The sequence below is a fragment of the Oceanihabitans sp. 2_MG-2023 genome (genome assembly GCF_030547245.1).
In the GTDB taxonomy this organism is placed as follows: Bacteria; Bacteroidota; Bacteroidia; order Flavobacteriales; family Flavobacteriaceae; genus Oceanihabitans.
In genome coordinates, this window is record NZ_JAUOQT010000002.1 from 565,693 (window position 1) to 590,681 (window position 24,989).

Genomic DNA, 24,989 nt, shown 5'->3' on the forward strand with positions numbered 1-24,989 from the left:
ATGTGGAAGGTTTATTTTAATCTAACATTATGAAAGAAAAAATGAAAATAGATATTGTTTCCGATGTGGTTTGCCCTTGGTGCACCATTGGCTTCAAAAGGTTAGAAAAAGCAATTTTAGATCTCGGTCTACAAGACCAAGTAGAAATAGAATGGCAACCTTTTGAATTGAACCCTAATATGCCTTCACAGGGACAAGATCTACAAGAACATATTACAGAAAAATATGGTGCTACTTTAGAACAGCAAAAAAAATCGCAACAACAAATGATAGAAGCTGGAGAAGCGGTTGGTTTTACTTTTGATTATTTTGACAAAATGCGTATGGCTAACACTTTTGAAGCACATATCTTATTAGAATATGCTAAATATTTTGGAAAACAAACCGAATTAAAAATGCGATTAACTACTGCTTTTTTTAGCGAACGAAAAGATGTTTCTAATAGAAATATTTTAAAACAAGCATTAACAGATGTTGGCTTAAATGCAGAAGAAGCATTATCTAAATTAGATAATCAAGAAATACGCAAGGAAGTAAAAACAAAAGAAAAATATTGGCAACAACTAGGTGTAAGTGCTGTACCAACAATAGTTTTTAATAGAAAAAATGCGGTAACTGGTGCACAACCTGTAGATGTATTTAAACAAGTTCTATCGGAATTAATTGCGGAATAACATAAAAACAAAACATGGCAACAAATAAAAATAAGGGTGAACTAGATGCATTGCTAGATGTAAAACGTAAAGAAGGTGCTGGAAAATTCACCGAAGAAAAAAGTCGTATTTACGCAGACGGTATCACGAGCGTAGCAAGTTCTGGAATACTAGAAAAGGCATTAAACGTTGGGGATAAAGCTCCAAATTTTACACTTAAAAATGCGCTAAACAAATCCGTTTCTTTATACAACAACCTTCAAAACGGACCTGTAGTTTTAACGTGGTATAGAGGCGGATGGTGTCCGTATTGCAATATAACGCTACACTATTTACAAGAAAAACTACCTGAATTTCAAAAAGCAGGTGCTACACTTATTGCATTAACTCCCGAGTTACCAGATAATTCTTTAAGCACTTCAGAAAAAAACAAATTAGAATTCACGGTTTTAAGTGATGTAGGGAACACCATTGGAAAAAAATATGGCGTTGTTTTCACATTAACAGACGAAGTTGCAACTATTTATGAAGCTAGTTTTGGTTTAAGTGAAATGAATGGTGACAAAAGCAATCAATTACCTTTGGCTGCAACCTATGTTATAGATACCAAGGGCATTATTCAATATGCATTTTTAGATGCAGACTATAGAGAAAGAGCAGAAGCAACAGATATATTAACTGCCTTAAATAAGTTAAACTAATAGGAACTAGAAATGATAAAAAGCATTTTCTAAATGCTCTATTTCAAAGGTATTCCCTGTTTTAACTATTGCAATAATATCGAAACGCACTTCCACATCTAGTTTATTCGTGGTTACATATTGATCCACTGCTTTTACTATTCGTTGTATTTGCTTCGGCTTTAAAAAATCTTGGGGATTTCCAAAATCTTTTGTCGATCTGGTTTTCACTTCTACAATAGCAAGTGTGTCTTTTTGTTTAGCAATAATATCTACTTCTGCTTTTTGAAATCGATAATTACGTTCCATAATTTGGTACCCATTTTGCAATAGAAAATCTACTGCAAGCTGTTCTCCTTTTTCACCAAGCTCATTGTGTTGTGCCATCTTGTTCTTGCGTAGGCAGGAATCTTATCCTGTCTACCTAAATTTTTATCCACACGCCAGCCTGTCGGCTGACAGGAAAGCGGGAATCCTTAATTACTCCTTTATTTTTGCAACGAATACACGAATATTTTTATAATCGTTCAGCAAGTTTAAGTATTTGGTTGACAAAACTTAATACAGTTGTTGTTTCTTTTGTAAACTTAAAGAAATCAAATATCGGTTTAGGTAATTTTTTGTTTAGATTTTCAGTTTCATCTTCAGTTAAGTTCTCAAATGATTTAAGCCAATCTTCTAAATAATCTATACCTTGATAAGTTAAACTAGTACCATTATTATCAACATAACCCTTATTTACCGCTAAGTATCTTACATTTTGATTATATAGGTGATTATTGAAATCATTCCCGTAAAGTGCTTTATTCTTCAAAAACAACAGTACTCGTATCCTTTCCTACATTAATTTTAGCATTTCTACCAAGAATTAATGCACGATTATCTTTTTCATGACCAACAGGAACATTAAAAACTATAGGGAAATCGTATTCGGCTAAAACATCTAAAATAAGTTGCTCTACAGAAGTACCCCAAGGTGTTGTATTTTTTCGCATTTTACTCATATCGCCAACCATAACACCTTTACAGTTTTCAAAATAACCAGCACGTTTAAGGCTTTGCAACATTCTATCAATATGGTATTTGTATTCCCCTATTTCTTCAATAAATAAAATTTTACCAGAAGTATCAATACTTGTATTAGAGCCTAACATAGTATGAAGTATTGTCAAGTTCCCTCCAACTACAGGACCTGTTACTTCTCCTACTCTATTATAATTAGAGCCTTTTAAAGTATATGCAATTTGTTCTCCAAAAATAGCATCTCTAAAAGTGGCTATACTTTCTTTTATTTCGCCTAAATCTTTCGTTAAACTCACACACATTAATGCATGAATAGACTCCACACCTTCATTATGTATTTGGTTGTGAAGTGCTGTTATATCGCTGTAACCTATAACCCATTTCGGTTTTTGCTTGAATTTTGAATAATCCAAATTATCTAATATCCTTACGGTTCCATAACCTCCTCTTGCACTCCAAATAGCACTAATACTAGGATCGTCTAATGCTTTCTGAAAATCTTCACAACGCTCTGCATCTGTTCCTGCAAAATGGTTATCGGTACTAAAAACATGATCCCCTACAACTACATTTAAATTCCAGCTTTTAAGTAATGCTATTGCCTGTTCTACTTCATCATTTCTATTTTTAAGTATTCCGGAAGGAGCAACAATAGCAACAGTATCTCCTGCTTTTAAATAATCTGGTTGTATCAAAGTAGTCGTGTTTTTTATGCTATTATCTTGTGCTAAAAGTGTTAGGTTTCCAAAGAAAAAAACCACGCAAAATAGTTGCAAAAAGATTCGTTTTTTAGTCATAATGTAAATGTACATTTTTTTTCTAAATCCCTCTTAAAATGTGTACTTTTGTGTCTTCAAAAAAGAAATTTATAATGTCAAAAAGATATACAATTACTGCAGCTTTACCATACACCAATGGACCAATTCATATTGGTCATTTAGCGGGTGTTTATGTTCCTGCAGATATTTATGCGCGTTTTATGCGTTTAACAGGAAACGATGTTGCTTTTATTTGTGGTAGTGACGAGCATGGAGTTCCTATTACTATTAAAGCAAAAAAAGAAGGTGTAACCCCGCAAGACATTGTAGATAAATATCACGCAATTATTAAAAAATCTTTTGAGGACTTCGGAATTACTTTCGATAACTACTCACGTACTTCTGCTAAAATTCATCACGATACTGCTTCCGAATTTTTTACAACACTTTATAATAAAAATGAATTTGTTGAAGAAGTTTCCGAACAATTATATGATGCAGAAGCAAACCAATTTTTAGCAGATAGGTTTGTTGTTGGTACGTGTCCAAAATGTGGAAACGAAGAAAGTTATGGAGACCAATGTGAAAACTGCGGAACAAGCCATAATGCCACAGATTTAATAAATCCTAAATCTGCAATAACAGGAAACGTTCCCACTTTAAAGCAAACAAAACATTGGTTTTTACCTTTAAATAAACATGAAGAATTTTTAAGAGAATGGATTTTAAAAGGCCATAAAAAAGATTGGAAACCTAATGTTTATGGACAAGTTAAATCTTGGATTGACGATGGTTTACGTCCTCGTGCTGTAACCAGAGATTTAGACTGGGGAATCCCGGTACCTCTTGAAGGAGCCGAAGGAAAAGTTCTTTACGTATGGTTTGATGCACCAATTGGCTATATCTCTTCAACCAAAGAATGGGCAGATCGCGTTGGTAAAGATTGGGAACCTTACTGGAAAGACAAAGACACCAAACTGGTACACTTTATTGGTAAAGACAATATTGTGTTTCATTGCATTATTTTCCCAGCAATGCTTAAAGCAGAAGGTTCTTATATTTTACCAGATAATGTGCCTGCAAACGAGTTTTTAAATCTAGAAGGTAAAAAACTTTCTACCTCAAAAAACTGGGCTGTTTGGTTACCAGAATATTTAGAAGATTTCCCAAACCAACAAGATGTTTTACGTTATGCTTTAACAGCAAATGCACCAGAAAGTAAGGATAACGATTTTACTTGGAAAGATTTTCAGGCAAGAAACAACAACGAATTAGTAGCCATTTTTGGAAACTTCATCAATCGTGTAGTTGTTTTAACTAATAAATATTACAACGGAATTGTTCCTGAACCTGCTACTTTTTCTAAAATAGACGAAGAAACTCTTGCTGCAATAAAAGCATATCCAAACGTGATTTCTAGCTCTATTGAAAGATATCGTTTTAGGGAAGCAGGACAAGAATTAATGAATCTTGCCAGATTAGGAAATAAATATTTAGCAGACGAAGAGCCTTGGAAAGTGATTAAACTAGATGAGTCTCGTACTAAAACAATCATGTATGTCGCATTACAGATTGCTTCGGCTTTAGCTACATTAAGTGAACCCTTTTTACCGTTTACTTCTACGAAATTAAAATCTATTCTTTCGCATTCTACACTCGATGCGGAAACCACTTGGGAAGAAGTTTCTACCAAAGAAGTTTTACTGTCTGCAAATCACCAAATAGGAAAAGCAGAATTACTTTTTTCAAAAATAGAAGACGAAGCCATTCAAAAACAATTAGACAAATTAGAAGCTAGTAAAAAAGCAAACGAAATAGCAAATGCAGTTGTCGAGCCACAAAAAGAAACAATTGCTTTCGAAGATTTTACAAAACTAGACATTCGTGTTGGTACTATTTTGGAAGCCGAAAAAATGCCAAAAGCAAAAAAACTTTTAGTTCTTAAAGTAGACACCGGAATAGACGTAAGAACCATTGTTTCTGGTATTGCAGAAAGTTTTACTGCAGAAGAAGTAGTTGGTAAAAAAGTAACGGTTTTAGTAAACCTTGCGCCTAGAGCACTTCGTGGTGTAGAAAGTGAAGGCATGATTTTAATGACAGAAACTCCAGAAGGCAAATTAGTATTTGTAAATCCAGATGATGCAAATATTAGCAATGGGTTGCAAATAAGCTAGAATGAAAAAACTAGTTCTAGTATTTATTTTCATTAGTGTGTTTTCTTGTAAAACAAAAGTACCTCAAAAAAAGACCAATACTTTCTTACTTTCAGATAGTTGGATACTTAACAAGGTGTCTTACCTAGAGGCTAATTTTCATGATAAAACCATTCTTTTTAATGATGCTACAAACCAATGTTTTAAAGATAGTCGATGGCAATTTAACACCACAAATAACGATGGTACATACTCTATAAACGACCTTTATTGCACAATTGGAAAACGTGAAATCTCTTATCGTTTTTTAAAAACGGAAGAAAAAACAGGCTACTCAGATATTGTTTTAAAGACTAAAAATAAAGCAGGAAAGTGGAAACATTATAGAATAAAAATAACAGCGTTTTCTCATAATACAATGCAATGGCAATATGTTGTATACATTAAAAACAAAAGACATACCATTAACCTGCAATTTGAGAAAGCATAATTATTTACTCATTATATTAAACCTTGTAATTTAGCACTACAAGGTTTTTTTGTTACTTTTCTAAAATTAAATTCTCCTTATGATTTCTTTTATAATATCGAAAACCAAATTACCAGAAACTTCTGTAAAAAACACTATAATACTTTTAAATGAAGACTGTACAATTCCGTTTATATCGCGTTACAGAAAAGAACGAACAGGAAATTTAGATGAAGTTCAAATAGGTGAAATTGTAAAATATAAAGAAGCATATGAAACGTTAGAAAAACGTAAAATTGCTATTTTAAAAGCAATGGAAGAACAAGAACTTTTAACCGAAGAATTAAAAGATAAAATAAAAAAAACAAAAGACTTAATCACGCTAGAAGATATTTATTTACCTTTTAAGAAAAAGCGAAAAACCAAGGCAGAAAATGCACGTAAAAATGGTTTAGAACCTTTGGCTAAGATTATCATGAGCCAAAATACAAATGATATAAAATCGATAGCTTTTAAATATGTTAAAGGTGAAATTACTTCTGTAGAATCAGCTATAGAAGGTGCTAGACATATTATCGCAGAATGGATTAATGAGCGAACAGATATTAGAAACCAGATTAGAAACCAACTAGCGCGTTTCGCGATGATTTCCACGAAAGTGATAAAATCAATGAAAGATGATGAAAAAGCACAAAAATTTAGAGATTATTTTGATTGGGAAGAATCTTTAAACAGAATTCCATCGCACAGATTACTCGCTATTTTAAGGGCTGAAACCGAAGGGTATATTCGCGTAAAAATTGGTATCGATAATGATCGATCCTTACAAAAAATAGAAAGCAGAATAATTAGATCGCAAAATGCATGTGCGTATCAAATAGAACTTGCAATTGCAGACACTTATAAACGTTTGCTCTTTCCTTCACTATCTAATGAGGCATTACAAAATGCGAAAAACAAAGCAGACGAATCTGCAATTACTGTTTTTGCAAAAAACTTGAAACAACTACTATTAGGTTCTCCATTAGGGGAAAAAAGAGTATTAGCAATAGATCCTGGGTTTAGATCTGGTTGTAAAGTAGTATGTCTAGATGCGCAAGGACAACTTAAATACAACGAAACCATTTATCCGCATGCTCCCAAAAACGATAATATTGGAGCTATGAAAAAGATTAGCTCTTTAACGGATGCTTATAAAATTGAAGCTATTGCAATAGGTAACGGAACAGCTTCAAGAGAAACAGAAGCTTTAATACGTAAAATTCATTTTAAAAAAGACATACAAGTATTTGTTGTAAGTGAAGCTGGAGCTAGTATTTACTCGGCTTCTAAGATAGCTCGTGAAGAATTTCCAAATTATGATGTTACTGTAAGGGGCTCTGTTTCTATTGGGAGACGCCTTCAAGATCCTTTAGCAGAACTGGTTAAAATAGATGCTAAATCTATTGGTGTTGGGCAATACCAACATGATGTAGACCAAAGCAAGCTTCAAAAACAACTAGATGTTGTAGTAGAGAACTGTGTGAACGCCGTTGGCGTAAATATTAATACAGCTAGTAAAAGCTTACTTAGTTATGTCTCTGGAATTGGCCCAAAACTAGCTGAAAATATTTTTAATTACAGAAACGAAATTGGTGTTTTTACTAACCGAAATGAAATTAAAAAAGTGCCTCGGTTAGGTGGAAAAGCTTTTGAGCAAGGTGCTGCTTTTTTAAGAATTAAAGAGGGCAAAAACCCTTTAGATAATTCTGCTGTTCACCCAGAAAGCTACAAAATAGTAGAAAAAATGGCTAAAGATTTAAAGGTATCTTTAAACGAGTTAATTGGAAACGCATCCATACTTCAAAAAATAAATATTAAAAACTACACCACAGAAGCTATTGGTTTACTTACACTAGAAGATATTATTAAAGAATTAGAAAAACCAGGTTTAGATATTAGAGAGGTGGCTAAGGTTTTTACTTTTAATCAAAATATTAAAACGATTAATGACCTTAAAGTAGGGCAATTACTTCCAGGGATAGTAAATAACATTACCAATTTTGGTTGTTTTGTAGATGTTGGTATTAAAGAAAGTGCCTTAATTCATGTTTCTAACTTAGCAGATAGTTTTGTAAAAGATGTTAATGAACACGTACATTTACACCAACAAATTATAGTAAAAGTATTAGAGGTAGATATCATTAGAAAACGTATTCAACTAAAACTGGAGAAGTAATTGTAAAAAATCGAAAAAAAACCACTTTTATTTTGGAAAACTTACCGTTAATATGCTATATTCGTACTTTGTCGATTAAATGTTTGACAAAACACCCTAAAAACCCTAACAATAGCAATAATATATTTAATGAAATTTAATTTTTATTGAATATTATTAAAACATTAATTAGAATACAAAATTACCAGAAAAGGGGACTGATTTTTTTGAATCTGAATAATGTATTGCTAGCAACATTAATAGCAAAATGATTAAAAAACTTGTACTTGTACCCTTAGCATGTATTCTATTATTCGGATTTAAAAGCGCTAACGATATTTCTTCTGAGAAAATTCTAAAAGACTTTTGGCTACTAAACAAAGTATCTTACGTTGAGCCAGACATGCATGAAAGAATCACACTTTTTAACGATGTAACTAACTTTTGTTTTGAACAAAGCCTTTGGAGATTTAGTGAATTAAATAATACAGGAACTTACGCAATAAATGACCTTTATTGTTCTTTCGGAAAAAGAAACATTTCTTTTGATGTCACTAAATCGATTAAAAAATCTGGATTGTATGACGTTGTTTTAAAAATACAGAAAGAAAATGGTCTTGCCGATAAATTTAAAGTGAAAATCACGGAAATTACAGACAATTCGATGCAGTGGAACTACACTACCTGGATAAACAAAAGACCATACACTATAAAGATGAATTTTGTAAAAAAATAAGAACTACATTACTCATTTTGCACAAATTGTATAGTTAACAAAAAGACAGCTAAAAAACTTCTAAAATTTGTATATTGCATATTATACTTAACGTTTAAGTGATTATTATGCAAAAAAACAAAATCATCATTTTCTTATTGTTTGGGTTAATGTGTGGTTTAGTTATAGCACAAGAAATCCCTCCTATTGAAACCTATTCACCAAAAGATTTTGGTGCAGAAAATCAAAATTGGTCTATATCACAATCTAAAGACAAGCATATATATATTGCTAATAATAAAGGTCTTTTAGAGTTTAATGGTGCTAGCTGGACCCTATACCCTTCCCCAAACGAAACTATATTTCGTACTGTACATGTTGTAGATAATTTGATTTATACTGGATGCTATATGGAGTTTGGTTTTTGGAAAAGAAACGAACAAGGCACATTAACTTACACTTCTTTATCCAATGAGTTAGAGGTGCCCGTTATTGAAGACGAGCATTTTTGGAATATAATTAGTCTAGACAACTGGATATTATTTCAATCCTTAAATAGAATTATTATCTACGATGTAACCAATGCTTCTTATAAAGTTATAGATTCTAAAACCACTTTAACAAAAATATTTAAAGTAAATGAGACAATTTATTTTCAAAAACTACAAGATGGTATTTATAAAATAGAAAATGGATCACCAAAGTTAGTTACAAATCAAGAAATTGTTAAAAACAACATAGTAGTCAACATCTTTAACAATAAAGACGAACTACTTATACAAACCCAAGAAAAAGGCTTATATCAATTCACTAATAACAAATTAATAAAATGGGATAACCCTATAAATAACTTTTTAGCTAACAAAAGTGTTTATAGTAGCATCAAACTAAAAGATGACAGCTTTGCTTTTGGCACTATTTCTAATGGTATTTTACTTATAGATCAAAAAGGAAACATTAAACAACAAATAAATCATGAAAAAGGATTAAGCAACAACACTATATTATCCCTTTTTCAAGATCAAGACAGTAATATTTGGCTGGGTTTAGACAATGGAATTAACTGCATAAACATAACCTCTCCTTTTAGTATATTTGATGACATAAAAGGCGAACTAGGAACCATATACACTTCTGCTTTAAAAAACAACTACATATATCTAGGTACTAATCAAGGCTTATTTTATAGAAATCAAAACTCGAAAGAACCGTATAAATTTATTGAAGGCACTAAAGGGCAAGTTTGGTCCTTAGTAAATATAAATAATATTTTATTTTGTGGTCATGATAGTGGGACGTTTATTGTAAATAACAATCAAGTTGAAAAAATAGCAAACATACAAGGTACTTGGAACATAAAAACCATCGACTCGCATGAAAACCTACTATTACAAGGAAATTATAATGGCTTAAACATTCTTGAAAAAAAGAACAACAAATGGCAATTTCGAAATAAAATTGAAGGCTTTAATAGTTCATCCAAATACTTTGAACGAATAAATACTAATGAAATATTTGTAAACCACGAATACAAAGGGGTATTTAAAATTATAATTAATGAAGATTTCACAAAAGCGATTCAAGTAACCAAAGACACAACCATTAAAAAAGGACTACGTTCAAGTCTTATTAAGTATAACGACAACTTATTTTACTCTTATAAAAATGGTGTTTTCAAATACAATACCGCAACAAAAACTTTTAAAATAGATACTGTTTACAGTAAATTATTAGATAGTAGTCAATACATTTCTGGTAAATTAATAACCGATACAAAATCTACTAAACTTTGGGGTTTTACAAATAACAGTATTAACTATATTTCACCAGGAAAGCTTAGTAACGAACCTAATATTAGTAAAATCTCATTACCAAACTCAATTAAAAAAGGAATGTCGGGCTATGAAAATATTTTACATTTAGAAAATGAAAAATATTTATTTGGAACCTCAACAGGTTACATCATAATAGATTTAGATAAATTAAAAGAAAAACAATATACCATACACATAAACACAATAACAAAACAAGAAATAAATAAACCTGCTATTCGCGTAAAAATCGACGAAAACACTAGTTTTAACAACAATGAAAACAACATTGAATTTAGTTATAACGTTACAGAATTTGAAAAATTTCACGAAACACAATACCAATACCAACTATTAGGTTTATATAACACCTGGAGTAATTGGTCTTCTAATTCAAGTATATCTTTTAACAACTTACCTTTTGGCGATTACACCTTTAACGTTAGAGCCAAAATAGCTAATAGCAAATCTAATAATATTGCCACCTACAATTTCAACATTGCTAAACCTTGGTATTTAAGTAATCTAATGATTGCATTATATATTCTTGGACTTTTAGTTTTCTCGTTTATGATGCATACTATATATAAAAGGTATTACAGAAAACAAAGAGAAAAATTACTTCAAAATACACAACGAGAATTAGATCTTAAAAAATTAGAAAATGAGCAACAGCTCATGAGTTTTAAAAACGAAAAACTACAACAAGATGTAAATAGTAAAAACAGAGAACTAGCTATCTCAACAATGAGCTTAATTAAGAAGAATGAATTTTTAAACAATATTAAAAACGAACTTAAAAATGCAGATGAAAACAAAAATTTAAAATCAGTAATAAAAATTATTGACAATAACCTAAACAACACAAATGATTGGAAATTATTTCAAGAAGCTTTTAATAATGCAGATAAAGATTTCTTGAAAAAGATTAAAGCTATTCATCCTTCATTAACTCCAAATGATTTACGTTTATGTGCTTATTTAAGACTAAACTTATCTTCAAAAGAAATAGCTCCTTTATTAAACATCTCCCCAAGAAGCGTCGAAGTAAAACGGTATCGTTTGCGTAAAAAAATAGAATTACCACACGAAGCAAGCTTAACAAGCTACATTTTAGATCTATAACTACCAAACATGAGGGTTTTTTAACCATACATTACCACAACATTGTTAAATTCATTCTTTTTTTTATAGCATTTACATTATTAACAAAATATTATGCTTTTCCTTATTTTAAAGACCACGCAATGCTAATTCAACAAAAAAATGGTTGTTTTTTTGTTATGTATATTTTTTGTTGCGGTGTGTTTTGAAAATTTCACATTTATTATAGATAGTTTTAACATCAAGAAATCAAACTAATATTTATGAGACTCACACTCTACACATTTTTAGCACTACTTTTTTTTACAACAGCAAGTGCACAGAACCATACTATTTCTGGAACCATTATAGAGAAAGATAATGGCATGCCTATTCCTGGTGCTAACATAATAGTTAAAAACACCAACAATGGAGTCGTTTCCGATTTTGATGGCCTTTTTACTATTAATGAAGTACCTAATGGAGCTACGCTACAATTTAGTTATGTTGGCTTTGTTACTTATGAAGTTGTAATAAATAAATCAACTACTCTAAATATTCAATTAGAAACAGATGTAGCAAGCCTAGACGAAGTTGTTGTAATTGGTTACGGTTCTCAAAAACTTAGTAAGGTTTCAGGTTCTGTATCTAAAGTAGATTCAGAAAGTATTGAAACTCTAAAACCAGTAAGGGTTGAAGAAGCCCTTCAAAGTTCTGCAACTGGTATCAATGTAGTCTCTAATGGTTCCCCTGGTAAATCACCAGCAATATCTATCAGAGGTGTTGTGTCTGCGCAAGGTAGCTCTCCTTTAGTAGTTGTAGATGGCGTAATACAAGGTATAGACGATTTAAATACCTTAAACCCATCAGATGTGGAATCTATTAATGTTTTAAAAGATGCAGCATTAACTGCAATATATGGTGTAAAAGGAGGAAATGGTGTTATTGTAGTTACGACAAAATCTGGTAAGAAAAACCAAAAAGTTACTGTTAATTTTGACTCCTCTTATGGTGTTCAAGAAGTAATAAGACAGGTTGATGTTTTAAATGCTAGTGAATATGCTGCCATACTAAACGAAGCAAGTGTAGCTTCTGGAGGAGATATTATATTTCCAGACCTCTCTACTATAGGTAAAGGTACAAATTGGCAAGATGAAGTAATCGAAACTGCAGCTATACAATCGCATAACATTTCGGTTTCTGGAGGATCAGAAAAAATAAGTTACTTTTTCTCTGGAGGATTTTTAGGACAAGATGGTGTTGTTGGCGGCAATGATAAATCGTATTTTGATAGAACATCGCTTTCTGGTAGAATAAACGCAGATTTATCCGATAAGTTTAAACTAATAGTAAACACAAATTATGCAAATATTAAAGACAAATCTTTGTCTGAAAATAATATAGGAAGTGTTTTATCTAATGCTTTAAATTTCGATCCAATGGTAAATCCATATAATTCCGATGGAAGTTTTGGTATTAGTGAAACTATCACACAAGAAATAATTAACCCGTTAACGCAATTAGACAACACTTATAACGAAGGGAATACGAATAAAATCACTGGTAAATTAGAATTACAATACAAAATATTAGATAATGTAAAATTAACTTCACGCTTTGGCTATAATTATGTAGACGTTTATACTAAAAACTTTACTCCTTTAGTGTATTATGGTGTTGGTCATAATGGTACAACTGCAAATCCAGATTTATCTCCAATAATAACCACAGATGCAGAAACAGGAGAGGAAACATCTACACACAATAGAGTATCAGAGTCTAACACAAATTACTTTTCTTACACCTATGAATTGTTTGGAAATTATGACTTTAATCTTATAAACGAAAATCATAATTTTGAAACAGTATTGGGATTATCTCTTAGTAGAAATTCTGGAGAAAACATAACAGCTAATGCACAAGACATACCTTTTAATTCATGGAGTTATGCAGATGTAAGTGCTGCAACTGGAGATAACGCCTCACAAACCTCTGGTTCATGGCAATATCTTAATAAAAACATGTCCTACTTTGGAAGATTAAATTATGATTTTAACAATAAATACCTAGTTTCTATTTTAGGAAGGTATGATGGTTCTTCAACATTTGGTGATAACAATAGATACGGTTTATTCTATGCTGCATCTTTAGGTTGGGTAGCTTCAAACGAAGACTTTTTCAATTCTGAAATTATTGATTTCCTAAAAATTAGAGGTAGTTATGGCGCAACCGGAAGTGATAATCTAGGAGATAATGCAGATGCACAATTTTCTTCCATTAATACATTTCCACAATACACCTTCGATGGTAATATTGTAAGTGGTTCAACATTAGGTTCTATACCAAACCCAGACTTATCATGGGAAACACAAAAACAATTAAATGCTGGTTTTGATATTAGAATGTTTACAAACAAAATATCCATGTCTGCAGACTATTACCAAAAGGATGTAGTAGATTTAATCTTTAGACCTTCACCTAGCTTATATCTTGGTGATATTGCTGCTCCATCTGGAAATGTAGGTGCTTCAAAAACAAACGGTGTAGATATTTCATTAGGTTATAATAATGAATTTTCAGATGACTTTAGCTTTAGTACAAACATTAACTTTACCACCGTAAATACAGAAGTTACCAAAGTAGATAATGGAGGTGCCGATTTTGTTCTAGGAGCTGGATACGGAATTCCTTATACCATTATAAGTCGTTTTGAAGAAGGGGAAACACCTTGGTATTTTTATGGTTATCAAACCGATGGCATTTTTCAAACTCAAGAAGAGATTGATACACATGCAACGCAAACTGGTGCACAACCAGGAGATATTAGATTTGCAGATATAAATGGTGATGGAGTAATTAATGATGAAGATAGAACAAATATAGGAAATCCTTTCCCTGATTTTACTTTTGGTTGGAATGCCTCTATTAACTATAAAAATATAGATTTTAATATTGGAACTTATGCTTCTATTGGAAATGATATTTATAGAGCTTATGAAAGAAACTCCACCTACACAAACCGTTTTGCTTCTACTTTAGACAGATGGACAGGTCCAGGAACTAGTGATTCAGAACCTAGAGTTACTTTTGAAGACACCAACAACAACACAAGAGCTTCAGATAGATATATTGAAGATGGCAGCTTTTTCAAAATTAAAAACTTACAGCTTGGTTATACCATACCAAATGTTCCAGGCATAAGCAAACTACGTTTATACGCACAAGTTAAAAACGTATATACATTTACCAAATATTCAGGTTACGACCCAGAAATATCTTCTGGTAGTGTTAGTGATACAGGTGTTGACAGAGGAACCTATCCTATCCCAAGAATTTGGTCTGTTGGATTAAATGTAAACTTTTAAAAAAAAAGAATTATGAAAATACTTAAAAACTCCGTTTTACCTTTTATGCTAATCTTTTTAGCATTAGGCTGTTCCGATTATTTAGATGTAGAACCAACAGATACACACGAAATAGAAGATAGTGTTTATTTTCAACAAGAAGCAGATTATCAAGCTGCAGTTATAGGAACCTATGACCCTTTACAATGGATGTATTTAAATACACTTATTGGGGATATCGCATCAGACAACTCTTTATGTGGTGGCGAAAGCGCAACAGATGTAATTGGGTTACAACAAATTGACGACATGACACACAACCCTAATAATGACAACTTAACCAATTTATGGAAATGGTGTTATGAAGGCGTAAATCGTGCTAATTATTTAGAAGAAAACAAAACCAAATTAGATTTTGATGGTAAAGAAGCTTTATATGGTGAAGTTTATTTTTTAAGAGCTTATTATTATTTTGAATTGGTTAAATTTTTTGGAGATGTACCAGTATTTGTGGATAGAAGATTAGATGCTTCAGATTCAGGAAACATACCTAGAAGTCCAAAAGCAGATGTTTATACACAAATAGAAACAGACCTAAGAGATGCAATTGCTGTGTTACCAACTACACAATCGCAATCAGGAAGAGTAACAAAATATGCCGCACAAGCATTATTAGGTAAAGCATATTTGTATCAAGAAAAATTTCCTGAAGCCGCAACAACTTTAAATAATGTAATTGGTGCTTTTACTTTAGTAGATGACTTTGAAAGCCAGTTTTTAAAATCTGGAGAAAATGGTATAGAATCTGTTTTTGAAGTACAATACACAAATACGTCAGAGTGGTATGATTGGGATTATGTACCGCAAGGGACAGAAGGTAATTTTGGAATAATACACAATGGTCCAAGAGCAGACATTGCTGGCTATGCTAGAGGCTGGGCTTTTAATGTTCCAACACAAGACTTATATGATGCTTATGATAGTGAAGACACAAGAAGAGAGGCTACTATACTAACATATTCTGGCGATGCAAGTAGCTTAGCTGGTTATGAACAAACGGGATATTTTAACCATAAATACATACCAAGAGCTGGTGAAAGTGGCGCCCAAACAGAACTTAATTATTTGAATAATTATAGAGCTATTCGTTATGCAGATGTTTTATTAATGGCTGCAGAAGCAAATGCTAGAGGAAATATTAGTGATGGTTTAGCACAACAATACTTAAATGAAGTTAGAAGAAGAGCTTTTGGTGATTTAGATCATGATATAACCTCTTCAGGTAACACATTAGTTCAAGCAATTTGGAACGAAAGAAAACTAGAATTAGCAATGGAAGGGCACCGCTTCTTCGATTTAGTAAGAACTGGTGAAGCTGCATCAACCATAAATGGTTTTACAACAAATAAACACGAAGTATTCCCTATTCCTCAACTAGAAAGAGATATTTCAGGTATAACTCAAAACGAAGGATATTAAAAAATAACTATATGAAAACAATAAAATACATATTCAGTATGTGCATTATTACACTACTAATTATTAGTTGTGTAAATGATGATGATAATACAGACTTTGTGAATACTGCTGTCGCTCCAACTAACGTTATGGCATTATTTAATGTAACACAAGACAATACAGGATTGGTTACGATAACACCTACAGCAGAAAATGCAATTAATTTTAATATTTTTTATGGTGATGCAACAGAAGAACCAGCAAATATCATGCAAGGAGAAAATGCGATGCACACATACGAAGAAGGTACTTACACCGTAAGAATTGTTGCAGTTGGAGTTACAGGATTAGAAACAGAAATCACAAAAGAATTGGCTGTATCTTTTAATGCTCCTTCAAATTTAGTTGCAACCGCAGAAAATGATGTTGCCATATCTAAACAGGTGAATGTTTTAGCTACTGCTGATGATGCAGTAAGTTACGATGTTGATTTTGGAGATGGAAGTGAAATACTAACTGGAAACATAGGGGAAATAATTTCTCATATCTATGCAGACGCAGGAACTTATAATATAACTGTTGTGGCGATGGGAGCTGCTATTGAAACCACACAATTTATAATTGAAGATTTTGAAGTTACTGCGATTCTTCAACCTTTAGCTTCAGCGCCAACACCTCCTGCAAGAGCTGCTCAAGATGTTATATCTGTATTTAGTGCAGCATATACAGATTTAGAAAACACAAATTTCTTCCCAGATTGGGGACAAGGCGGACAAGGTAGTTCTTGGGCTATGTTTGATTTAGCTGGTGATCAAATGCTTCAATACATTAACCTTAGTTACCAAGGGGTAGCTCTAGAAGACGGAACTAGTGTAGATGTATCTGCAATGGAGTTTCTACACATAGATGTATGGACTGCAGATGTTACAACACAAATAGAAACATCATTAATTAATAATCCGGCTGGGTCTTCGGAAGCTCCAGTAACAAATAATTTAAATCCAAACGATTGGACAAGTATAGATATTCCAATTTCCGACTATACAGATCAAGGATTAAGTGTAAATGAAATTTTTCAATTAAAATTTGTTGGCACACCTTGGGCTGCTGGAACTGTATTTATTGATAATATTTACTTCTGGAAAGAATCTACTGGTCCTTCTCCAATAGTAGGCACATGGAAAATAGCACCAGAAGAAGGTGCCCTTGAAGTTGGAGATGGTGCTGGAACTATATGGTGGGCAATTCCAGCTGCTGATGTAGCAACCAGAGCTTGTTATTTTGATGATGAATATATTTTTAATGCAGATGGATCCTTCCAAAATGTACTAGGTACAGAAACATGGTTAGAAACATGGCAAGGAGTAGCCGCTGATGGATGTGGAGCACCAATCGCACCTCATAACGGATCAAGTCCAGCAACATATATCGATAATGGTAATTCTTTAACCATTTCAGGTGTTGGTGCTTATTTAGGAATACCTAAAGTGCATAATACAGGTGAAGATGGTATGCCAGTAAATGATACTATTACTTATGATTATGTAATAGCACCAGATGGTAATACTTTAGAAATAACAATTTCAGGGTTTAATGGAGGTACAGAGTATTGGTACTATAAATTAATTAAAGATTCTGCTCCAGTTTCCCCTTTAATTGGTACATGGAAAGTAGCTTCTGAAGAAGGTGCTCTTGAAGTTGGAGATGGAGCTGGAACGGTATGGTGGTCGATTCCAGATGCTGATCTTGCAGCAAGAGCTTGTTATTTTGATGATGCATATATTTTCAATGCAGATGGATCATTTCAAAATGTATTAGGTACAGAAACATGGCTAGAAACATGGCAAGGAGTAGCTGCTGATGGATGTGGAGCTCCAATTGCACCTCATAATGGTACAAATACAGCATCGTATACAAGCACAGCAAGTACTGTAACTGTAAATGGCTTAGGTGCATATCTAGGATTGCCTAAGGTGCATAATACAGGTGAAAATGGAATGCCTGATAATGATACTATTACCTATGATTATGTATTGTCAACAGATGGTAACACATTAGATATTACTATTTCTGGATTTAATGGAGGTACAGAGTATTGGTATTATAAATTGATTAAACAATAAATAAAAAAAGATGAAAAATATAAAATATATTATAACTCTTTTCTTCTCCCTTGTGTTTTTAGTAAGCTGTGAAGAAGAAAACTACCAATTTGGAGACTTAACTGCACCAACCAACCTTCAAGTTTCGGCTGAAATAATAGGTCAGGATACAGCAAACCCATTTGGTGATGGATCTGGTAATGTGAATTTTACAGCTACTGCAGATAATGCTATTACCTATAGATATTCATATAATGGAGATCAGGAAATAGCTGCTAACGGTGAACTTGCATATGCTTTTTCTAATTTAGGTATCAACACCTACACAGTTACAGTTATTGCAATAGGCCCAGGAGGTAATTCTACTTCTGCAACTATTGAAGTAGAAGTATTAGCAACCTACTCTGCTCCTGCAGATTTATTAGCAATACTTCATGGAAATGAATCAAAAACTTGGAGAGTTAAATCGGAAAAAGCTGGTCATTTTGGTTTGGGACCAGTTGGTGGAGCTCCTACCGAATGGTATGCCGCTGGCCCAAGTGAAAAAGCAGCAACAGGAATGTATGATGATCGTTATGTTTTCCATTCTGATGGAACATTTACCCATGTCACAAATAGCGTAAATGACGATCCAACAGAAGATGTTACTGGTACTATTTTTGGACGTGTTGGTTTAGTTGAAGAATTAGGACCACACAACGAAACTCCAAATGGAGATGATATAGAAAACTATCCGTATAGTGACTATTCCGAAAACTGGACTTTAACAGCTCCAGGTGGTAACGAAACTATTAATTTAAGTGGATTAGGATTTATTGGTTACTACACAGGAGGTTCTCATAGTTATGAAATTTATGATCGTTCAGTGGCAAATGAACTACTTCTTAGAACTACCGATGGTAATAATGGTTTTGACTGGTGGTTTATTATAACTTCTGAAGAAGAGGAAACTGGAACAGAACTAGAATTAGTTTGGTCTGATGAATTTGATACGAATGGTACTCCTAACCCTGCAAACTGGACCTACGACCTTGGTGCTGGAGGATGGGGAAATCAAGAATTACAAACATATACAGACAACGCCGAAAATGTAATAGTAGATAATGGCTCACTTATAATAACCGCTAAAGCAAATGGTAGTGGTTATACTTCCGCAAGATTAAAATCCGAAGGATTACAAAGTTTCACCTATGGTAAAATGGAAATTAGAGCAAAATTACCAGCTTCCCAAGGTACTTGGCCAGCAATTTGGATGTTAGGTTCTAATTTTAGCACAGTAGGTTGGCCTACTTGTGGTGAAATAGACATTATGGAACAAACAGGTTGGGATAAAAATATTTCCTTAGGCACTTGCCATTGGTTAGATAGCGGAAGCGGAACTAACGCTAGTTTTGGAGAAACCACAGCTATAGCAAATGCTGCAACAGAATTTCATGTATATTCTCTAGATTGGAGTGAACAATCGGTTAAAATTTCGGTAGATGATGTTCCATTTATGACATTAACTAATAGTTCTAATTTACCATTTAATGCAGACTTCTTCTTTATACTTAATATAGCAATGGGAGGAACTCTTGGTGGAGATATTGACCCTGCATTTACAGAAGATACCATGGAAATTGATTATGTAAGAGTATATCAATAAGACATAAAAGTAGTTTATAATTATTTTGAATTAGTAATTTTAAAATTAAAGGTCGAGCACACTACTCGACCTTTTTAGTAAATTTTTTGATTCCAGAATAAATTAAACCAATAACCTATTTAAAACATACTATAGACACCATAGTTATAAATATTAAAATGAGTAAAAACCCTATATATATAGGAAGCAATAAAGCTTCATTTGAAGACAACCAAGTTAAAGGAGAACAAGTACTTTTCGAAAACGAGGTTTACTATAAAATTTCTAACAATCATAAAATGCGCCCGTTTTTTATGAGTATTGTTAGCAATTCTAATCACTGGATGTTTATTTCAAGTAATGGCGGTTTGTCTGCTGGTAGAAAAAACGCAGAATATGCGCTATTTCCATATTACACAGATGATAAATTAACAGAACTTGCTGAAATTACTGGAAGTAAAACCATTCTTTTAGTAAACAAAGAAGACAAAACTTTTTTATGGGAACCTTTTTCTAATAAATATCAAGGAGTTTACACTACTAAAAGGAATCTGTATAAAAATGCATTTGGTAATAAGGTCATTTTTGAAGAAGTAAACGAAGATCTAAACCTTACTTTTAGATACCAATGGAACTCAAGTGATAAATACGGTTTCATTAAAAAATCCACCATAAGCAACAACAATAATACAGAGGTAACCATTGATGTTTTAGATGGTTTACAAAATTTAATGCCTTATGGTGTTAGTTCCGATTTACAAAACGCAAGCAGCAATTTAGTTGATGCATACAAAAAGAGTGAATTAGAAGCCGATACTGGCTTAGGTATTTTCGCTTTAAGTGCAATTATTGTTGATAAAGCAGAACCTAGTGAAGCATTAAAATCTAATATTGTTTGGTCTTTAGGAATTGATAATCCTAAATACTTACTTTCTTCATTACAATTGGATCCTTTTAGACAAGGAAAAGAACTGAAACAAGAAGTTGATATTAAAGCCGAAAAAGGGGCTTATTTTGTTTCTTCTACAATTCAATTAAAAGCTAATAAAGAAAAAAACTGGATGCTTATTGCAGATGTTAACCAATCTATGAGTGACATTTGTGCTATTTCAGAAAAAATAAACAATACTAATATTGCTTCATTAATTCAAGAAGATATTGAAGCTGGAACCAAACAGTTAATTGCTTTAGCAGGAAGTGCAGACGCTTTACAACTAAGTGACAGCTCACTTAGAAACACAAGACATTTTGCAAACACGCTTTTCAATATTATGAGAGGTGGTATTTTTGATAATAATTATACTATTGAAAAAGAAGATTTTGTAAAATATATTGCAAATGCTAATAAAAAAGTATTCCAGAAAAAAAAGGAACTACTATCCAAACTACCTGAAGTTTTTCAACTAAATACTATAAAAGAGATTGCCGAAAAAGAGGTAGACAAAAATTTTAAACGCCTTTGTTTTGAATATTTACCATTAAAATTTAGTAGAAGACATGGAGATCCAAGTAGACCTTGGAACAAATTTTCTATCAATACAAGAAATGAAATTGATGGATCTAAAATTTTAGACTACGAAGGTAACTGGAGAGATATCTTTCAAAACTGGGAAGCACTTGCGCATTCCTACCCTGAGTTTATTGAAAACATGATTCATAAGTTTTTAAACGCATCTACGTTCGATGGTTACAATCCATATCGTGTTACCAAAGGTGGTTTTGACTGGGAAACTATTGAACCAGACGATCCTTGGTCTTATATAGGATATTGGGGAGATCATCAAATTATTTACTTACTTAAGTTTTTGGAGTTTATTGAAAAGCATTACCCAAATAAATTAGCAGCTTATTTTAACCAAGACATTTTTGTTTACGCAAATGTGCCTTATAAAATTAAAAGCTACAAAGAGCTGCTTGCAAATCCAAAAGATACCATAGATTTTGATGAAGAATTAGATGCTAATATTCGTCAAAAAAGAACAGAATTAGGTGTAGATGGTGCTTTATTAAGAGACGAAAACTTCTTTATCCTTAAAGTAAATATGGTAGAAAAGTTATTAGCAACGGTTTTAGCTAAACTTTCTAATTTTATTCCTGAAGGAGGAATATGGTTAAATACACAAAGACCAGAATGGAACGATGCAAATAATGCTTTAGTTGGTAATGGTGTTTCTATGGTTACACTGTATTATTTAAAACGTTTTTTAGACTTTTTTGAAGTTGTTACAACAAATTTAGAAACGGAAGAATTTGAAATTTCTGAAGAATTATCACAGTTTTTTAATAAAGTAGTAGCTACTTTTAATACAAACAAACATATTCTTTCTGGAAAAATTTCAGATATAGATAGAAAAACAGTTTTAGACGGACTTGGTTCTGCTGGAAGCAATTTTAGAGAAACTATTTACAACAATGCATTTACTAGCAATAGAGAAACAATTACCAAAGCAGATTTATTAGCATTTATTAAAATTTCTAACAGTTATTTAGAGCACTCTATTAATGCAAACAAAAGAGCAGATAATTTATATCATGCTTATAATTTAATGACTGTAACTAGTGACAACTCAATTTCTATTTCCTATTTACCAGAAATGTTAGAAGGTCAAGTTGCAGTTTTAAGTTCTGGATATCTAACTCCAAAATCTGCTCTAGAAACGCTAAACGCACTAAAAGCCAGCGCCTTATTTAGACCGGACCAATACAGCTATATATTGTATCCTAACAAGGTATTACCTCGCTTTACAGACAAAAACAATATTCCTGAAAAAGCTGTTAAAAACTCAAAACTTTTACAACAATTACTTGCAGATGGTAACGCACAAATAATTCAAAAAGATGTTTTAGGAAACTATCATTTTAACGGAAACTTTAATAATGCAAACAGTTTAAAAGAAGCACTATCCAACTTGTCTGAAGAAAAATACGGCACACTAATTAAAGACGAAAAAAGTCTTTTAATGGCAACCTTTGAAGACCTTTTTAACCATAAAGCATTCACAGGAAGATCAGGAACATTCTTTGGTTACGAAGGCTTAGGTTCTATTTATTGGCACATGGTTTCTAAACTACTTCTTGCTGTTCAAGAAAATGCTTTATTAGCAATAAACAATAAAGATTCTGAGAAAGTTATTGGTGGCATATTAGATCATTATTACGAAATTAACGAAGGTATTGGTGTTAATAAATCTCCAAAATTATATGGTGCATTTCCAACAGATCCATATTCACATACACCAGGTGGAAAAGGGGCACAACAACCAGGAATGACGGGACAAGTAAAAGAAGATGTGTTATGTAGATTTGGTGAATTAGGTGTTTTTGTTAAAAACGGAATGCTTCAATTCAACCCAAGATTGTTACGACAAGAAGAGTTTCTTACAGATAACAAAACTTTCAAATACACAAATATCAATAAAGAAGAAAAAGTTATTACAATTAACAAAAACGCTTTGTGTTTCACCTATTGTCAAGTACCTATAATCTATAGATTGGAAAATAAAAATAGTGTTGAAGTCACTTTATCTAATAATGAAAGAAAAAGCTTTAACGAGTTACAATTAGATATTGAAACAAGTAAATCTTTGTTTGAAAGAAACGGAAAAATCAATACAATAACAGTTTCGATTAAAAGATAATTTATGAATAACATGAAAAAAATAACAGTTCTCATTTTCAGTATTCTCACTGTAATTGTTTTGTTTTCATGTAATAAAAAAAGTGAAACGAAAGTAAATAAAGTGATTTCTGCTAAAGAAATTTTAGGCAATCCCGATTTTCTAGCAATTTCTTATGGTGGTTATAGAGAAAAATCGAGAGAAGTGCAACCTACACTAGAAGAGCTAAAAGAGGATATGAAAATATTGTCTGCTATGGGAATTAAAATTCTTAGAACTTATAATGTACATCTTGAACAAGCATCCAACTTGTTAGAGGCAATTCAACAATTAAAAGAAGAAGATCCAAACTTTAACATGTATGTTATGTTAGGCGCTTGGATAGATTGTAAAAACGCTTTTAATAAGCAAAACATAGAGCCAGATCATAATCTTGAAAGCGAGAGAAATACAGTAGAAATTAATACAGCAGTTACATTGGCCAACAAATACCCTGAAATTGTAAAAATTATCGCGGTTGGTAACGAAGCAATGGTTAAATGGGCAGCTAGCTATTATGTGCAACCAAGCGTTATATTAAAATGGGTAACTCATTTACAAGATTTAAAAAAATCGAAGGGTTTACCTGCTGATTTATGGATAACTAGTTCGGATGATTATACCTCTTGGGGAGGAGGAGATAGCGTTTATCACACCAAAGATTTAGAAAAATTAATACATACAGTAGATTATATTTCTATGCATACCTACCCTTTTCATAATTCGCATTACAATTCCGATTTCTGGGAAATTCCAGAAAACGAAAACACTTTAACAGATAAAGAAAAAGTAGATGCAGCAATGCTTCGTGCATTAAATTTTGCTAAAAAACAATACGATACCGTTTCTAATTATATGAAAAGTATTGGTGCTAACAAACCAATTCATATTGGCGAAACCGGTTGGGCAACAACATCTAATGGTTTTTATGGCGAAAATGGATCTCGTGCAACAGACGAGTACAAACAAGGATTATACTACAGCCATTTGCGAGAATGGACTAACAAAGAAAATATTTCTTGTTTCTATTTTGAAGCTTTTGATGAACAATGGAAAGATGCTGAAAACGAAAAAGGCTCAGAAAATCATTTCGGTTTATTAACCATTAACGGAAAAGCAAAATATCCTCTTTGGAACCTAGTAGATAAAGGAGTATTTAAAAATGTATCTAGAAATGGAAACCCAATTACGAAAAGCTATAATGGGAAATTAGATTCCTTAATGAAAGATGTATTCGTACCAAACACAAACTACTCTAAATAA

The 24,989-nt window shown here is 32.3% G+C and carries 16 protein-coding genes; 13 read left to right on the forward strand and 3 right to left on the reverse strand.

Going from position 1 to position 24,989, the window contains the following annotated elements:
• Nucleotides 1-29 precede the first annotated feature (29 nt).
• Together Q4512_RS06370 and Q4512_RS06375 are read left to right on the forward strand one after the other, a co-directional pair.
• Nucleotides 30-674: a DsbA family protein gene (locus Q4512_RS06370; RefSeq protein WP_303423071.1), complete on the forward strand. Its 645-nt coding sequence runs from the start codon at nucleotides 30-32 to the stop codon at nucleotides 672-674.
• 14 nt (nucleotides 675-688) lie between these two features.
• The gene (locus Q4512_RS06375; protein WP_303423074.1) at nucleotides 689-1,354 is read left to right on the forward strand and encodes a peroxiredoxin-like family protein; all 666 of its coding nucleotides are present in this window, start codon (nucleotides 689-691) and stop codon (nucleotides 1,352-1,354) included.
• A 6-nt stretch (nucleotides 1,355-1,360) separates the two neighbouring features.
• Here the strand turns inward: Q4512_RS06375 and Q4512_RS06380 are convergent, their stop codons facing one another.
• From Q4512_RS06380 to Q4512_RS06390, 3 genes are all read right to left on the reverse strand, one after another.
• The gene (locus Q4512_RS06380) at nucleotides 1,361-1,720 is read right to left on the reverse strand and encodes a YraN family protein (RefSeq protein WP_303423077.1); all 360 of its coding nucleotides are present in this window, start codon (nucleotides 1,718-1,720) and stop codon (nucleotides 1,361-1,363) included.
• 130 nt (nucleotides 1,721-1,850) lie between these two features.
• The gene (locus Q4512_RS06385) at nucleotides 1,851-2,147 is read right to left on the reverse strand and encodes a hypothetical protein (RefSeq protein ID WP_303423080.1); all 297 of its coding nucleotides are present in this window, start codon (nucleotides 2,145-2,147) and stop codon (nucleotides 1,851-1,853) included.
• Nucleotides 2,137-3,153, reverse strand: a complete 1,017-nt coding sequence (locus Q4512_RS06390; protein ID WP_303423207.1) for an LD-carboxypeptidase — start codon at nucleotides 3,151-3,153, stop codon at nucleotides 2,137-2,139. Before Q4512_RS06390 ends, Q4512_RS06385 begins: the two co-directional genes overlap by 11 nt.
• 74 nt (nucleotides 3,154-3,227) lie before the next feature.
• Here Q4512_RS06390 and metG point away from each other — a divergent pair, with 74 nt between their 5' ends.
• From metG to Q4512_RS06445, 11 genes are all read left to right on the forward strand, one after another.
• Entirely contained in the window at nucleotides 3,228-5,288 is a 2,061-nt protein-coding gene (metG, locus tag Q4512_RS06395) for a methionine--tRNA ligase (RefSeq protein ID WP_303423083.1), read from the forward strand.
• A 1-nt stretch (nucleotide 5,289) separates the two neighbouring features.
• On the forward strand, nucleotides 5,290-5,757 hold the full coding sequence (locus Q4512_RS06400; protein WP_303423086.1) for a hypothetical protein: 468 nt from the start codon (nucleotides 5,290-5,292) through the stop codon (nucleotides 5,755-5,757).
• A gap of 79 nt (nucleotides 5,758-5,836) precedes the next feature.
• Nucleotides 5,837-7,954, forward strand: a complete 2,118-nt coding sequence (locus Q4512_RS06405; protein ID WP_303423089.1) for a Tex family protein — start codon at nucleotides 5,837-5,839, stop codon at nucleotides 7,952-7,954.
• A 247-nt stretch (nucleotides 7,955-8,201) separates the two neighbouring features.
• Nucleotides 8,202-8,669, forward strand: a complete 468-nt coding sequence (locus Q4512_RS06410) for a hypothetical protein (RefSeq protein ID WP_303423092.1) — start codon at nucleotides 8,202-8,204, stop codon at nucleotides 8,667-8,669.
• 107 nt (nucleotides 8,670-8,776) lie between these two features.
• Nucleotides 8,777-11,584, forward strand: coding sequence for a triple tyrosine motif-containing protein (locus Q4512_RS06415; protein WP_303423094.1), 2,808 nt, complete (start codon nucleotides 8,777-8,779; stop codon nucleotides 11,582-11,584).
• 242 nt (nucleotides 11,585-11,826) lie between these two features.
• Complete coding sequence (locus Q4512_RS06420) at nucleotides 11,827-14,907, forward strand: TonB-dependent receptor (RefSeq protein WP_303423097.1); 3,081 nt, start codon at nucleotides 11,827-11,829, stop codon at nucleotides 14,905-14,907.
• A gap of 12 nt (nucleotides 14,908-14,919) precedes the next feature.
• Nucleotides 14,920-16,365, forward strand: coding sequence for a RagB/SusD family nutrient uptake outer membrane protein (locus Q4512_RS06425; protein WP_303423100.1), 1,446 nt, complete (start codon nucleotides 14,920-14,922; stop codon nucleotides 16,363-16,365).
• A gap of 11 nt (nucleotides 16,366-16,376) precedes the next feature.
• Nucleotides 16,377-18,467, forward strand: a complete 2,091-nt coding sequence (locus tag Q4512_RS06430) for a PKD domain-containing protein (protein WP_303423103.1) — start codon at nucleotides 16,377-16,379, stop codon at nucleotides 18,465-18,467.
• Between the two features lie 10 nt (nucleotides 18,468-18,477).
• Complete coding sequence (locus Q4512_RS06435; RefSeq protein WP_303423106.1) at nucleotides 18,478-20,091, forward strand: glycoside hydrolase family 16 protein; 1,614 nt, start codon at nucleotides 18,478-18,480, stop codon at nucleotides 20,089-20,091.
• Nucleotides 20,092-20,249: 158 nt separating this feature from the next.
• Complete coding sequence (locus Q4512_RS06440) at nucleotides 20,250-23,708, forward strand: hypothetical protein (protein ID WP_303423110.1); 3,459 nt, start codon at nucleotides 20,250-20,252, stop codon at nucleotides 23,706-23,708.
• A gap of 12 nt (nucleotides 23,709-23,720) precedes the next feature.
• Nucleotides 23,721-24,989 carry a glycosyl hydrolase family 17 gene (locus Q4512_RS06445; RefSeq protein WP_407941803.1) on the forward strand — a complete coding sequence of 423 codons (1,269 nt, stop codon included), beginning with the start codon at nucleotides 23,721-23,723 and terminating at the stop codon, nucleotides 24,987-24,989.

What these genes read in the sequence shown, in the direction of transcription:
- Q4512_RS06425 (WP_303423100.1), top strand. Translation starts at nt 14,920, where the DNA reads ATGAAAATACTTAAAAACTCCGTTTTACCTTTTATGCTAATCTTTTTA.
- Q4512_RS06375 (WP_303423074.1), top strand. Translation starts at nt 689, where the DNA reads ATGGCAACAAATAAAAATAAGGGTGAACTAGATGCATTGCTAGATGTA.
- Q4512_RS06380 (WP_303423077.1), bottom strand. Translation starts at nt 1,720, where the DNA reads ATGGCACAACACAATGAGCTTGGTGAAAAAGGAGAACAGCTTGCAGTA.
- Q4512_RS06410 (WP_303423092.1), top strand. Translation starts at nt 8,202, where the DNA reads ATGATTAAAAAACTTGTACTTGTACCCTTAGCATGTATTCTATTATTC.
- Q4512_RS06405 (WP_303423089.1), top strand. Translation starts at nt 5,837, where the DNA reads ATGATTTCTTTTATAATATCGAAAACCAAATTACCAGAAACTTCTGTA.
- Q4512_RS06440 (WP_303423110.1), top strand. Translation starts at nt 20,250, where the DNA reads ATGAGTAAAAACCCTATATATATAGGAAGCAATAAAGCTTCATTTGAA.
- Q4512_RS06415 (WP_303423094.1), top strand. Translation starts at nt 8,777, where the DNA reads ATGCAAAAAAACAAAATCATCATTTTCTTATTGTTTGGGTTAATGTGT.
- Q4512_RS06390 (WP_303423207.1), bottom strand. Translation starts at nt 3,153, where the DNA reads ATGACTAAAAAACGAATCTTTTTGCAACTATTTTGCGTGGTTTTTTTC.
- Q4512_RS06370 (WP_303423071.1), top strand. Translation starts at nt 30, where the DNA reads ATGAAAGAAAAAATGAAAATAGATATTGTTTCCGATGTGGTTTGCCCT.
- Q4512_RS06445 (WP_407941803.1), top strand. Translation starts at nt 23,721, where the DNA reads ATGAAAAAAATAACAGTTCTCATTTTCAGTATTCTCACTGTAATTGTT.
- metG (WP_303423083.1), top strand. Translation starts at nt 3,228, where the DNA reads ATGTCAAAAAGATATACAATTACTGCAGCTTTACCATACACCAATGGA.
- Q4512_RS06400 (WP_303423086.1), top strand. Translation starts at nt 5,290, where the DNA reads ATGAAAAAACTAGTTCTAGTATTTATTTTCATTAGTGTGTTTTCTTGT.
- Q4512_RS06430 (WP_303423103.1), top strand. Translation starts at nt 16,377, where the DNA reads ATGAAAACAATAAAATACATATTCAGTATGTGCATTATTACACTACTA.
- Q4512_RS06435 (WP_303423106.1), top strand. Translation starts at nt 18,478, where the DNA reads ATGAAAAATATAAAATATATTATAACTCTTTTCTTCTCCCTTGTGTTT.
- Q4512_RS06420 (WP_303423097.1), top strand. Translation starts at nt 11,827, where the DNA reads ATGAGACTCACACTCTACACATTTTTAGCACTACTTTTTTTTACAACA.